Source organism: Pectobacterium peruviense (assembly GCF_003312355.2).
Lineage (GTDB): Bacteria > Pseudomonadota > Gammaproteobacteria > Enterobacterales > Enterobacteriaceae > Pectobacterium > Pectobacterium peruviense.
In genome coordinates this window covers 4,597,573-4,610,833 of the sequence record NZ_CP161826.1, presented here as the reverse complement: position 1 = coordinate 4,610,833, position 13,261 = coordinate 4,597,573, and the positions used below count along the sequence as shown (strand labels likewise).

Annotated in this window: 6 protein-coding genes, 2 tRNA genes and 3 rRNA genes; 5 read left to right on the top strand and 6 right to left on the bottom strand. The window is 51.3% G+C overall.

All coding sequences use genetic code 11. The features are described from left to right. Positions 1–131: 131 nt before the first annotated feature. Together purD and purH are read right to left on the bottom strand one after the other, a co-directional pair. Positions 132–1,418, bottom strand: a complete 1,287-nt coding sequence (gene purD / locus DUT67_RS20770; RefSeq protein WP_113633042.1) for a phosphoribosylamine--glycine ligase — start codon at positions 1,416–1,418, stop codon at positions 132–134. Positions 1,419–1,435: 17 nt separating this feature from the next. Continuing rightward, complete coding sequence (gene purH / locus DUT67_RS20765; protein WP_113633043.1) at positions 1,436–3,025, bottom strand: bifunctional phosphoribosylaminoimidazolecarboxamide formyltransferase/IMP cyclohydrolase; 1,590 nt, start codon at positions 3,023–3,025, stop codon at positions 1,436–1,438. A gap of 605 nt (positions 3,026–3,630) precedes the next feature. Here purH and DUT67_RS20760 point away from each other — a divergent pair. From DUT67_RS20760 to rrf, 5 genes are all read left to right on the top strand, one after another. Further along, positions 3,631–5,173: ribosomal RNA gene (locus DUT67_RS20760) — 16S ribosomal RNA — on the top strand. A gap of 75 nt (positions 5,174–5,248) precedes the next feature. Beyond that, positions 5,249–5,325: transfer RNA gene (locus DUT67_RS20755), tRNA-Ile, on the top strand. A gap of 42 nt (positions 5,326–5,367) precedes the next feature. Further along, a tRNA-Ala gene (locus tag DUT67_RS20750) sits at positions 5,368–5,443 on the top strand. A 216-nt stretch (positions 5,444–5,659) separates the two neighbouring features. Then, a 23S ribosomal RNA gene (locus DUT67_RS20745) occupies positions 5,660–8,565 on the top strand. Between the two features lie 129 nt (positions 8,566–8,694). Continuing rightward, positions 8,695–8,810 (top strand): 5S ribosomal RNA (rrf, locus tag DUT67_RS20740). Together the 16S, 23S and 5S rRNA genes with 2 tRNA genes alongside form the textbook arrangement of a ribosomal RNA operon. Positions 8,811–9,094: 284 nt before the next feature. Here rrf and DUT67_RS20735 read toward each other — a convergent pair. The 4 genes from DUT67_RS20735 to DUT67_RS20720 form a co-directional block, all read right to left on the bottom strand. Next, a complete protein-coding gene (locus DUT67_RS20735) occupies positions 9,095–9,856 on the bottom strand; it encodes an amino acid ABC transporter ATP-binding protein (protein ID WP_039325148.1) in 762 nt (253 codons plus the stop codon). A gap of 8 nt (positions 9,857–9,864) precedes the next feature. Further along, positions 9,865–10,959 (bottom strand): amino acid ABC transporter permease, encoded by a 1,095-nt coding sequence (locus tag DUT67_RS20730; RefSeq protein ID WP_113626523.1) that lies wholly within the window; start codon positions 10,957–10,959, stop codon positions 9,865–9,867. Positions 10,960–10,968: 9 nt separating this feature from the next. Then, positions 10,969–12,147, bottom strand: a complete 1,179-nt coding sequence (locus DUT67_RS20725; protein WP_113626522.1) for an amino acid ABC transporter permease — start codon at positions 12,145–12,147, stop codon at positions 10,969–10,971. 66 nt (positions 12,148–12,213) lie between these two features. Further along, positions 12,214–13,239, bottom strand: a complete 1,026-nt coding sequence (locus DUT67_RS20720) for an amino acid ABC transporter substrate-binding protein (RefSeq protein WP_113626521.1) — start codon at positions 13,237–13,239, stop codon at positions 12,214–12,216. Between the last annotated feature and the right edge of the window lie 22 nt (positions 13,240–13,261).

Here is a 13,261-nt window from a genome sequence, read left to right as displayed (position 1 = left end):
CGTTGTTCAAAACGCTAACGTTTTGTCCGGAAACTCGAATTATTTAGGGTATATAAAAGCCTGACTATAAAAACCCGGATTTCTCCGGGCTTCAGTATTTATCAGACAATCGTTTATCGGATCATCGCTTATTAGGCTTGCTCGCGTTCAATGGCGCGGTAGCCGATGTCTTTGCGACAGAATACCCCTTGCCACTGAATACCTGCTGCTATTTCATACGCGCGCTGTTGTGCTTCAGCCACGGTGTTACCCAATGCTGTGACACACAGTACCCGACCGCCGTTGGTAACGACATTAATTCCATTCAGTTTGGTGCCAGCATGGAAAACTTTGCCATCTTCGGCATCCTGCTGCGGTAGACCAGAAATAACATCGCCCGTATTGTAATCAGCCGGATAACCACCCGCCGCCAATACCACGCCCAGAGACGGACGCTCATCCCAGACTGAGTCTTTCTGATCCAGCGTGCCGTCACAGCCTGCCAGACACAGTTCCACCAGATCGGAGCGCAGGCGCAGCATAATTGGCTGTGTTTCTGGATCGCCAAAGCGACAGTTGAATTCGATCACTTTTGGCTGGCCATCGGCAGAAATCATCAGACCGGCATACAGGAAACCGACATAGGTATTTCCCTCTGCGGCCATGCCGTTCACGGTCGGCCAAATTACCTGATCCATCACTCGCTGGTGGATTTCATCGGTCACGACCGGTGCTGGCGAATAAGCGCCCATACCACCAGTATTCGGGCCCGTATCTTTATCCCCAACGCGTTTATGATCTTGGCTGGTTGCCATTGGCAACACGTTCTTGCCGTCCACCATAACGATGAAGCTGGCTTCTTCGCCATCAAGGAACTCTTCCACCACGATACGGTGTCCAGCATCGCCGAATGCATTACCTGCCAGCATATCCTGAATGGCGTTTTCCGCTTCCTGCAACGTCATCGCGACAATCACGCCCTTACCAGCGGCTAACCCATCCGCCTTGATGACGATAGGTGCACCTTTGCTGCGTACATAGGCCAGCGCGGGTTCCACTTCGGTAAAATTCTGGTATTCCGCCGACGGGATGTTATGGCGTGCCAGAAAATCTTTAGTAAAGGCTTTCGAGCCTTCTAATTGCGCGGCGGCCTGCGACGGGCCAAAGATTTTTAGACCTGCACTCTGAAACGCATCCACAACACCGATAACTAACGGTGTTTCTGGACCCACGATGGTTAAATCGATCTGGTTTTCCTGAGCAAAGGCGACTAACGCTGGAACATCGGTTGCGGCGATATCAACGTTGGTCAGCGCTGGCTCAAGTGCGGTGCCCGCGTTTCCTGGAGCAACATAAACCTGTTTCGCCAGCGGTGACTGGGAGGCTTTCCAGGCCAGTGCGTGTTCGCGTCCGCCATTACCAATTACTAAAATGTTCATTTCGGTCAGCTCCAGAATTAATGGCGGAAGTGGCGCATGTCGGTAAAGATCATCGCAATGCCGTGTTCGTTAGCGGCAGCAATAACTTCATCATCACGAATAGATCCGCCCGGTTGGATCACACAGGTAATGCCAACGGCCGCGGCAGCATCAATACCATCACGGAATGGGAAAAATGCATCAGAGGCCATGGCGGAACCTTTTACTTCCAGCCCTTCATCGCCCGCTTTGATACCAGCGATTTTCGCTGAGTAAACGCGGCTCATCTGACCAGCACCTATCCCGATGGTCATGTTGTCGCGTGCGTACACGATCGCATTGGATTTAACGAATTTAGCCACTTTCCAGCAGAAGAGCGCATCGCGTAATTCCTGCTCGCTCGGCTGGCGCTCGGTCACGACACGCAGTTGAGACGCATCGACCATACCCAAATCGCGATCCTGTACCAGCAAACCGCCGTTGACGCGTTTGAAGTCCAGAGCCGGGACGCGTTGCTGCCAGCTACCGCTGGTCAGGACGCGTACGTTTTGTTTGGCTGCGGTCACCTTCAATGCAGCATCACTAGCGGATGGCGCAATAATGACTTCGACAAACTGACGGCTGATGATGGCCTGTGCCGTTTCTTCATCCAGTTCGCGGTTGAAGGCGATAATGCCGCCGAATGCCGATGTCGGGTCGGTTTTATAGGCGCGCTCGTAAGCATCAAGAATTGAACCGCCAATTGCTACGCCGCACGGGTTCGCGTGTTTAACGATAACGCAGGCTGGTTCGGGAAATTCTTTCACACATTCCAGCGCCGCATCGGTATCGGCGATGTTGTTATAAGACAGTGCTTTGCCTTGTAACTGTATAGAGGTGGCGACAGAAGCCTCGTGAATATTCTCTTCTATATAGAAGGCAGCTTGCTGATGACTGTTCTCGCCGTAGCGCATGTCCTGCTTTTTGATGTAGTTCAGGTTCAGCGTGCGCGGGAAGTGGCCAGATGGTTTATCGGTATCACCGTGGTAAGGCGGAACCAGTGCGCCAAAGTAGTTGGCAATCATACTGTCGTAAGCAGCAGTATGCTCAAAGGCTTTAATGGCTAAATCGAAACGGGTTTCGTAGGTCAATGAACCTTCGTTGGCGTCGATTTCATTAATAATAGTGCTGTAGTCGCTGCTCTTGACCACGATAGCCACATCTTTATGGTTCTTGGCGGCGGAGCGCACCATCGTCGGGCCGCCGATATCGATGTTCTCAACGGCATCTTCTAATGTGCAGTTCTCACGGGCGACGGTCTGAGCGAACGGATACAAATTCACAACGACGATATCAATGGGTTTGATGTCGTGCTGCGCCATGATCGCATCATCTTGATCGCGTCGTCCCAGAATGCCGCCGTGTACTTTCGGGTGCAGGGTCTTTACACGCCCATCCATCATTTCCGGGAAACCGGTGTAGTCAGAGACTTCTGTCACCGCTAAGCCAGCATCGGCCAGCAAACGGGCGGTTCCTCCGGTTGAAAGGAGCTCGACGCCACGGTGGGACAGAGCTTGAGCAAATTCGACAATACCTGCTTTGTCAGAAACGCTGAGCAGAGCGCGGCGAATTGGACGGCGTTGTTGCATGATGATGTTATCCCCTGGATTTGGGTAGTCAGTAAAGAACGGTATGTGAATATCGTCTTTGTCAGAGCAATAATTGCGGAATAAAGAGAAATATTCAGTTAGCGTTCGCAAAAACACGACGATTTTGAACGGGGGGAATTGTAGCGAAAACGTTTGCGTGATGCTCGTCAATTTTTGAGTAGAATGCTTTCTGTGGATAAGTTTGTGCAAAAATAGGTATAAGGCGGGGTTTTGCTGTGGAATGCAGCAAACAGTCATTTTTCTTTAAAATACCTATTGCGGCAGGTCGAGAAGTCCCTATAATGCGCCTCCATCAACACGGCGATGTGAACACACAACCGGGTTGATAAAGAAAGAGAAAACGCTTTAAAATAAACGTTGACTCTGAAGGTGATAAGCGTAACATACGCCACCTCGCGAAGCGGATAAGACCGCAACGCACTGCTCTTTAACAATATAATCAGACAATCTGTGTGGGCACTCACAAGACCGTATCTTAACGATATAAAAAGTCTTGAAGAGTGAACAACAGTGAAATTCATTACGAATAAACAGTTTTAATTCTTTGAGCATCGCTGACGAGTTCAGCAAATCAAACAAATCTTAAATTGAAGAGTTTGATCATGGCTCAGATTGAACGCTGGCGGCAGGCCTAACACATGCAAGTCGAGCGGTAGCACAGAAGAGCTTGCTCTTCGGGTGACGAGCGGCGGACGGGTGAGTAATGTCTGGGAAACTGCCTGATGGAGGGGGATAACTACTGGAAACGGTAGCTAATACCGCATAACGTCTTCGGACCAAAGAGGGGGACCTTCGGGCCTCTTGCCATCAGATGTGCCCAGATGGGATTAGCTAGTAGGCGGGGTAATGGCCCACCTAGGCGACGATCCCTAGCTGGTCTGAGAGGATGACCAGCCACACTGGAACTGAGACACGGTCCAGACTCCTACGGGAGGCAGCAGTGGGGAATATTGCACAATGGGCGCAAGCCTGATGCAGCCATGCCGCGTGTGTGAAGAAGGCCTTCGGGTTGTAAAGCACTTTCAGCGGGGAGGAAGGCAGTAAGGTTAATAACCTTGCTGATTGACGTTACCCGCAGAAGAAGCACCGGCTAACTCCGTGCCAGCAGCCGCGGTAATACGGAGGGTGCAAGCGTTAATCGGAATGACTGGGCGTAAAGCGCACGCAGGCGGTCTGTTAAGTTGGATGTGAAATCCCCGGGCTTAACCTGGGAACTGCATTCAAAACTGACAGGCTAGAGTCTTGTAGAGGGGGGTAGAATTCCAGGTGTAGCGGTGAAATGCGTAGAGATCTGGAGGAATACCGGTGGCGAAGGCGGCCCCCTGGACAAAGACTGACGCTCAGGTGCGAAAGCGTGGGGAGCAAACAGGATTAGATACCCTGGTAGTCCACGCTGTAAACGATGTCGACTTGGAGGTTGTGCCCTTGAGGCGTGGCTTCCGGAGCTAACGCGTTAAGTCGACCGCCTGGGGAGTACGGCCGCAAGGTTAAAACTCAAATGAATTGACGGGGGCCCGCACAAGCGGTGGAGCATGTGGTTTAATTCGATGCAACGCGAAGAACCTTACCTACTCTTGACATCCAGAGAATTTGCTAGAGATAGCTTAGTGCCTTCGGGAACTCTGAGACAGGTGCTGCATGGCTGTCGTCAGCTCGTGTTGTGAAATGTTGGGTTAAGTCCCGCAACGAGCGCAACCCTTATCCTTTGTTGCCAGCACGTAATGGTGGGAACTCAAAGGAGACTGCCGGTGATAAACCGGAGGAAGGTGGGGATGACGTCAAGTCATCATGGCCCTTACGAGTAGGGCTACACACGTGCTACAATGGCGTATACAAAGAGAAGCGACCTCGCGAGAGCAAGCGGACCTCATAAAGTACGTCGTAGTCCGGATTGGAGTCTGCAACTCGACTCCATGAAGTCGGAATCGCTAGTAATCGTAGATCAGAATGCTACGGTGAATACGTTCCCGGGCCTTGTACACACCGCCCGTCACACCATGGGAGTGGGTTGCAAAAGAAGTAGGTAGCTTAACCTTCGGGAGGGCGCTTACCACTTTGTGATTCATGACTGGGGTGAAGTCGTAACAAGGTAACCGTAGGGGAACCTGCGGTTGGATCACCTCCTTACCAAAAAAAGATGTGTGTTACGTGAAGTGCTCACACAGATTGTCTGATGAAAATAACGAGCAGAAATACCTTAATAGGCTTGTAGCTCAGGTGGTTAGAGCGCACCCCTGATAAGGGTGAGGTCGGTGGTTCAAGTCCACTCAGGCCTACCAACTCTTCCGTGAGTGGTATCTAAGGTAACTGTAAGTAGAGACGGGGTTATAGCTCAGCTGGGAGAGCGCCTGCCTTGCACGCAGGAGGTCTGCGGTTCGATCCCGCATAGCTCCACCATCACTACTCGGTATGATAAAAAACATCAGAGTGTACCTGTTTGGGTGCACTGCGATGTTTTGCTCTTTAACAATCTGGAACAAGCTGAAAATTGAAACATGACAGCTGAACATACAGGACTGCCTTCGGGTAGGTCGTGATGAGTCAGTCTGTCAATGAGTCTCTCAAATAATCGCAGCGCGATGATGAATCGAAAGAAACATCTTCGGGTTGTGAGGTTAAGCGACTAAGCGTACACGGTGGATGCCTAGGCAGTCAGAGGCGATGAAGGGCGTGCTAATCTGCGATAAGCGTCGGTAAGCTGATATGAAGCGTTATACCCGACGATACCCGAATGGGGAAACCCAATGTGTTTCGACACATTATCATGACATGAATACATAGTGTCATGAGGCGAACCGGGGGAACTGAAACATCTCAGTACCCCGAGGAAAAGAAATCAACCGAGATTCCCCTAGTAGCGGCGAGCGAACGGGGAGGAGCCCAGAACCTGAATCAGTTTGTGTGTTAGTGGAAGCGTCTGGAAAGTCGCACAGTAAAGGGTGATAGTCCCGTACACAAAAATGCACAAGTTGTGAGTTCGATGAGTAGGGCGGGACACGTGACATCCTGTCTGAATATGGGGGGACCATCCTCCAAGGCTAAATACTCCTGACTGACCGATAGTGAACCAGTACCGTGAGGGAAAGGCGAAAAGAACCCCGGCGAGGGGAGTGAAATAGAACCTGAAACCGTGTACGTACAAGCAGTGGGAGCCTACTAGTTGGGTGACTGCGTACCTTTTGTATAATGGGTCAGCGACTTATATTCTGTAGCAAGGTTAACCGTATAGGGGAGCCGCAGGGAAACCGAGTCTTAACTGGGCGTTAAGTTGCAGGGTATAGACCCGAAACCCGGTGATCTAGCCATGGGCAGGTTGAAGGTTGGGTAACACTAACTGGAGGACCGAACCGACTAATGTTGAAAAATTAGCGGATGACTTGTGGCTGGGGGTGAAAGGCCAATCAAACCGGGAGATAGCTGGTTCTCCCCGAAAGCTATTTAGGTAGCGCCTCGTGAACTCATCTTCGGGGGTAGAGCACTGTTTCGGCTAGGGGGTCATCCCGACTTACCAACCCGATGCAAACTACGAATACCGAAGAATGTTATCACGGGAGACACACGGCGGGTGCTAACGTTCGTCGTGAAGAGGGAAACAACCCAGACCGCCAGCTAAGGTCCCAAAGTCATGGTTAAGTGGGAAACGATGTGGGAAGGCACAGACAGCCAGGATGTTGGCTTAGAAGCAGCCATCATTTAAAGAAAGCGTAATAGCTCACTGGTCGAGTCGGCCTGCGCGGAAGATGTAACGGGGCTAAACCATGCACCGAAGCTGCGGCAGCGACACTTAGGTGTTGTTGGGTAGGGGAGCGTTCTGTAAGCCGTTGAAGGTGGCCTGTGAGGGTTGCTGGAGGTATCAGAAGTGCGAATGCTGACATAAGTAACGATAATGCGGGTGAAAAACCCGCACGCCGGAAGACCAAGGGTTCCTGTCCAACGTTAATCGGGGCAGGGTGAGTCGACCCCTAAGGCGAGGCTGAAAAGCGTAGTCGATGGGAAACAGGTTAATATTCCTGTACTCGGTGTTACTGCGAAGGGGGGACGGAGAAAGCTAGGTTATCCGGGCGACGGTTGTCCCGGTTTAAGCGTGAAGGTGGATGACTTAGGTAAATCCGGGTCATTGTTAACACTGAGGCGTGATGACGAGTCACTACGGTGATGAAGTAACCGATGCTACGCTTCCAGGAAAAGCCTCTAAGCTCCAGGTAACATCAAATCGTACCCCAAACCGACACAGGTGGTCAGGTAGAGAATACTCAGGCGCTTGAGAGAACTCGGGTGAAGGAACTAGGCAAAATGGTGCCGTAACTTCGGGAGAAGGCACGCTCCTGTCGGTGAAGTCCCTTGCGGATGGAGCTGGCGGGAGTCGCAGATACCAGCTGGCTGCAACTGTTTAATAAAAACACAGCACTGTGCAAACACGAAAGTGGACGTATACGGTGTGACGCCTGCCCGGTGCCGGAAGGTTAATTGATGGGGTCAGCCGCAAGGCGAAGCTCTTGATCGAAGCCCCGGTAAACGGCGGCCGTAACTATAACGGTCCTAAGGTAGCGAAATTCCTTGTCGGGTAAGTTCCGACCTGCACGAATGGCGTAATGATGGCCAGGCTGTCTCCACCCGAGACTCAGTGAAATTGAACTCGCTGTGAAGATGCAGTGTACCCGCGGCAAGACGGAAAGACCCCGTGAACCTTTACTATAGCTTGACACTGAACCTTGAGCCTTGATGTGTAGGATAGGTGGGAGGCTTTGAAGCGAGGACGCCAGTTCTTGTGGAGCCAACCTTGAAATACCACCCTTTAATGTTTGATGTTCTAACGTAGACCCGTAATCCGGGTTGCGGACAGTGTCTGGTGGGTAGTTTGACTGGGGCGGTCTCCTCCCAAAGAGTAACGGAGGAGCACGAAGGTTAGCTAATCCTGGTCGGACATCAGGAGGTTAGTGCAAAGGCATAAGCTAGCTTGACTGCGAGAGTGACAGCTCGAGCAGGTGCGAAAGCAGGTCTTAGTGATCCGGTGGTTCTGAATGGAAGGGCCATCGCTCAACGGATAAAAGGTACTCCGGGGATAACAGGCTGATACCGCCCAAGAGTTCATATCGACGGCGGTGTTTGGCACCTCGATGTCGGCTCATCACATCCTGGGGCTGAAGTAGGTCCCAAGGGTATGGCTGTTCGCCATTTAAAGTGGTACGCGAGCTGGGTTTAGAACGTCGTGAGACAGTTCGGTCCCTATCTGCCGTGGGCGTTGGAAGATTGAGAGGGGTTGCTCCTAGTACGAGAGGACCGGAGTGAACGCACCACTGGTGTACGGGTTGTGATGCCAATTGCATTGCCCGGTAGCTAAGTGCGGAAGAGATAACCGCTGAAAGCATCTAAGCGGGAAACTTGCCTCGAGATGAGTCTTCCCTGGGCACTAGATGCCCCTGAAGGGCCGTTGAAGACGACGACGTAGATAGGCTGGGTGTGTAAGCGTAGCGATACGTTGAGCTAACCAGTACTAATGACCCGAGAGGCTTAACCTTACAACACCGAAGATGTTTTGGTGTGATGAAAGACTCATATAAAACGAAATTCAGCTTGTTCAAAGATTGGTTCTGATGGTTGTGCGAGCGCGTAAGCAGTGCATAACGGTTGGGATGAAACAGAATTTGCCTGGCGGCGATAGCGCGGTGGTCCCACCTGACCCCATGCCGAACTCAGAAGTGAAACGCCGTAGCGCCGATGGTAGTGTGGGGTCTCCCCATGTGAGAGTAGGGAACTGCCAGGCATTAAATACGTGGAAAGCCTCTGTCGAAAGACAGGGGCTTTTTGCTATGGAGAATCTGGGGGGATGGGAGAGCATATCTATGTATCTCTCAGTCGCTCTCCGCTGAGAGTATGATGTTATGCGATGTAAGGACGGTTCTTGGGGATGCGGAAATTGTTTTCTGCCCGACATTACTCAATGATTTGGTATGAATGATCGTCTGCTCTACAGTGCGAACTGTGAGAACCATCATAATGGTGATGCAGGAGAAAGCCTGCGCAGATACGCAGGCTGATTGTTCTGGATTAGTGCAGAATTTGTGAAAGAAATGACTGCGTGCGCTCTGAGCGAGGGCTAGAAAAGAAGATATCCGGTGGTGCTTGCTCTACGATCTCACCCTGATCCATAAAGATCACTCTGTCAGCGACAGTTTTAGCGAATCCCATTTCGTGCGTTACGCACAGCATCGTCATTCCATCTTGTGCCAGCCCCAGCATGGTATCCAGCACTTCTTTCACCATTTCAGGATCCAGTGCAGACGTCGGTTCGTCGAACAACATAATCTTAGGCTTCATACACAGCGAACGCGCGATGGCTACGCGCTGTTGTTGGCCTCCAGATAGCTGTCCCGGGAACTTATGGGCATGTGCGGCGATGCGTACGCGTTCCAGATAGTGCATGGCTAGCTCTTCTGCTTCTTTTTTCGGCGTGTGGCGTACCCAGCATGGTGCCAGCGTGCAGTTCTGCAATACAGTTAAGTGCGGGAAAAGATTGAAGTGCTGAAACACCATGCCAACTTCGGTACGAACTTTTTCGATGTTGCGTAAATCATTATTCAATTCAATGCCGTCGACAACAATCCGTCCCTGCTGATGTTCTTCGAGATGATTAATGCAGCGTATGGTGGTTGATTTACCTGAGCCGGACGGGCCACAGAGCACAATTCTTTCCCCTTGTCTGACCTGCAAATTGATGTCTTTCAGTACATGAAATTGTCCGTACCACTTATTCACATTCTCTAAGGTAATCATGTGATCGGTTGATTGAGTTAATGCAGTCTGATTCATGGATGGCCTCAGTGTGACTTGTGTCCAGTGTTAAAACGATTTTCCAGATGTTGGCTATAGCGCGACATGCTGAAACAGAAAATCCAGTAGACCATGGCGGCAAAAACGTAACCTTCTGTCGACATACCCAGCCATGTGGGGTCGACGGTTGCCTGCTGGATACTGCTGAAGAGATCGAAAAGGCCGATGATGATGACCAGACTCGTGTCTTTAAAGAGAGAAATGATCGTATTCACTAGACCTGGGATAACCATTTTCAGCGCTTGGGGAAGGATGACCAGCCCCTGCATACGCCAATAGCCTAAGCCTAAGGATTCAGCGGCTTCATACTGTCCTTTAGGAAGTGCCTGCAAACCACCGCGAACCACCTCGGCGACATAAGCTGATTGGAATAAAATCACGCCAACTAATGCCCTGAGCAGTTTGTCGATAGTGGTGCCTTCCGTTAAAAACAACGGCAGCATCACGGATGACATGAAAAGCACGGTGATTAACGGTACGCCACGCCAGAATTCGATGAATACAACGGACAGCATACGGACAATCGGTAGCGTGGAACGGCGGCCTAATGCGAGCAAGATGCCAAGCGGCAGCGCACCGGCGATACCCACCGCGGCGATAATCAGCGTTAACGTTAACCCGCCCCACTGATACGTTTCCACTCGACTGAGCCCGCCAAAACCACCGTAAAGTAGCCACCAGGCGATGAGTGGGTAAGCCACTGTCCAGACGGCAATGTAACGTCCGCGATAGGGAATGGTTTTCAGGAACATCGGCAGGATACTAAGCAGCCCGATAGTGAGTGCAAAGTTAATGCGCCAGACTTCTGTTGCTGGATACAGCCCATACATGAAATGACCAAATCTGGCATGAATGAAGACCCAGCATGCGCCATCACGCGTACAGTCATTACGAGTTGTGCCAATCCAGTTAGCCTGAAAAATTGCCCAGTTGAGCAGCGGCGGTATGGCAACCCACAATAGCCAGAGGCAAAACAGTGTTAACAGGCTATTGCTAATACTTGAGAAGAGATTACGTCGTGCCCACTGCATGGCTTTGAGCAGAGGCGGCTGACGGTTTTGCGTATAATGATTCATCGTCATGACGTCCTCTTAGCGTTCGACTAACGCGATTCTTCGGTTATACAGATTCATTAACAGCGAGATCAGCAGGCTGATAATGAGGTAGACCGACATGGTAATGGCGATGGTTTCGATAGCCTGGCCCGTCTGATTCAACACGGTTCCCGCGAATAGTGACACCATATCGGGATAGCCAATGGCAGCCGCCAATGATGAGTTTTTCACGATGTTAAGATACTGGCTGGTCAGCGGTGGAATGATGACGCGTAACGCTTGCGGGAGGATGACTTTACGTAGCGTAACGGGATTGGGTAAGCCGAGAGAACGCGCTGCCTCATGTTGACCGTAGGAAACTGATTGGATACCAGAACGAATAATCTCGGCGATAAATGATGAGGTATAGACCGAGAGCGCAACCGTCAATGCAGCTAGTTCAGGGATCAACACCATACCGCCGCGGAAATTGAATCCTTTTAATTCCGGTACATTCCAGTGAAAAGCAGGGCCGAAAATCAGATGGCTGAGCGCGCACAGGACAAGCAACAAGCCCAACGTCAGTGGCCAGGTTCTACGCGCCTGACCGGTTAACGCGTGATAGCGTTGATTACGCCGAAAGAGGCTCCATGCCACCACCAGCGTGATCAGTAGAGAAAGAAAAAACGCAGCGGTGCCCGGTCCCATCTCTGGGGATGGCAGATAAAAGCCTCGGTTGCTGAGGAACGCGATATCAAATGCACTGATGGACTGGCGCGGGCCAGGCAGATTTCGCAATACGGCAAAATACCAGAAGAAGATCTGCAATAACGGCGGAATATTACGGAATATCTCGATGTAAATGTTGGATATTTTCCTTAATAGCCAGTTATCGGATAGCCGAGCAAGACCGATGGTAAAGCCGAGAATAGAAGCAAACACGATGCACAATGCCGAAACCAAAAGCGTGTTGAATAGCCCAACAAGAAACACGCGGGCGTAGGTGTCACCCTGTTGATAGTCAATCAGGTGTTGGACGATGCCAAAGCCGGCGCTTTTATTCAGAAAATCGAAGCCAGAGGTAATGCCCCTTTGTGCCAGATTGGTCACAGTGTTGTGCAACAGGTAGGCTGCGACAGACAATACAGCGATAACAACGACAATTTGATACAGCCAGGCGCGCACCGCTGGATTCGTCAGTGATAAATCACCTTTTACGGTTGGGCGTTGTAGCATGCTGGAACCTCGATACGGGGGCACTGAGGGGCGCAGCAATACACTGCGCCCAAGTTGTTCTGATAATTAACGTACCGCTGGCGCGTACTGGATCCCGCCTTTGTTCCACAGTTCGTTCAGGCCACGCTTAATTTTCAGCTCGCTGCCCATACCGACATTACGTTCAAAGATTTCGCCGTAGTTACCGACCTGTTTGATGATTTTGAATGCCCAATCATTCGGTAGTTTGAGATCTTTGCCGTAGCTGCCTTCATGACCAAGCAGGTGAGACATATCTGGTGTAGCCGGTTTTGCTGCCAGTTGATCGACGTTTTTCGAGGTCACGCCCATCTCTTCAGCATTCAGCATGGCGAACAGCGTCCAGCGGACGATAGAGAACCACTCTTCATCACCACGGCGTACGACTGGGCCCAGAGGTTCTTTGGAAATCACTTCTGGCAGAACGATGAATTCAGCAGGTTTGCTCAGCTTGATACGCAGTGCATACAGCTGTGACTGGTCTGATGCCAGCGTATCGCAACGGCCAGACTCCAGCGCTTTGGCACTTTCATCAGAGCGGTCGAACGTGACGGGGGTGTACTGCATTTTATGCGTTTTGAAGTAGTCCGCGACGTTCAGCTCGGTATCGGTTCCGGCCTGAATACAAACGGTTGCGCCATCCAGCTCTTTTGCACTGGTTAAGCCCGCTTTGTTATGTGTCAGGAAGCCAATACCGTCGTAGTAGGTTACGCCAGTAAAGAGCATACCCATTCCGCCGTCACGAGAGGAGGTCCAGGTGGTGTTGCGCGACAGCACGTCAACTTCGCCGGATTGCAGTGCGGTGAAGCGCTCTTTCGCCGTCAGCGGCGTGTATTTGACTTTATTGGCATCACCGAATACAGCAGCGGCAAGACCGCGGCACACGTCAACGTCAATACCGGAGTATTTGCCACTGGCGTCTGCATAGGAAAAGCCGGGTAAGCCATCACTGATACCACATTGCACAAATCCTTTCTTCTGAATGGCGTCCAGCGTTGCACCAGCATGGGCTTGGTTGATGGCGGCAAAGAGTGACGCGCCAGCAACCAGAGTAGAAATCACTATTCTTTTCATAATCATCCTAGCGTCTAGAGTT

What these genes read in the sequence shown, in the direction of transcription:
- purD (WP_113633042.1), bottom strand. Translation starts at nt 1,418, where the DNA reads ATGAACATTTTAGTAATTGGTAATGGCGGACGCGAACACGCACTGGCC.
- purH (WP_113633043.1), bottom strand. Translation starts at nt 3,025, where the DNA reads ATGCAACAACGCCGTCCAATTCGCCGCGCTCTGCTCAGCGTTTCTGAC.
- DUT67_RS20735 (WP_039325148.1), bottom strand. Translation starts at nt 9,856, where the DNA reads ATGAATCAGACTGCATTAACTCAATCAACCGATCACATGATTACCTTA.
- DUT67_RS20730 (WP_113626523.1), bottom strand. Translation starts at nt 10,959, where the DNA reads ATGACGATGAATCATTATACGCAAAACCGTCAGCCGCCTCTGCTCAAA.
- DUT67_RS20725 (WP_113626522.1), bottom strand. Translation starts at nt 12,147, where the DNA reads ATGCTACAACGCCCAACCGTAAAAGGTGATTTATCACTGACGAATCCA.
- DUT67_RS20720 (WP_113626521.1), bottom strand. Translation starts at nt 13,239, where the DNA reads ATGAAAAGAATAGTGATTTCTACTCTGGTTGCTGGCGCGTCACTCTTT.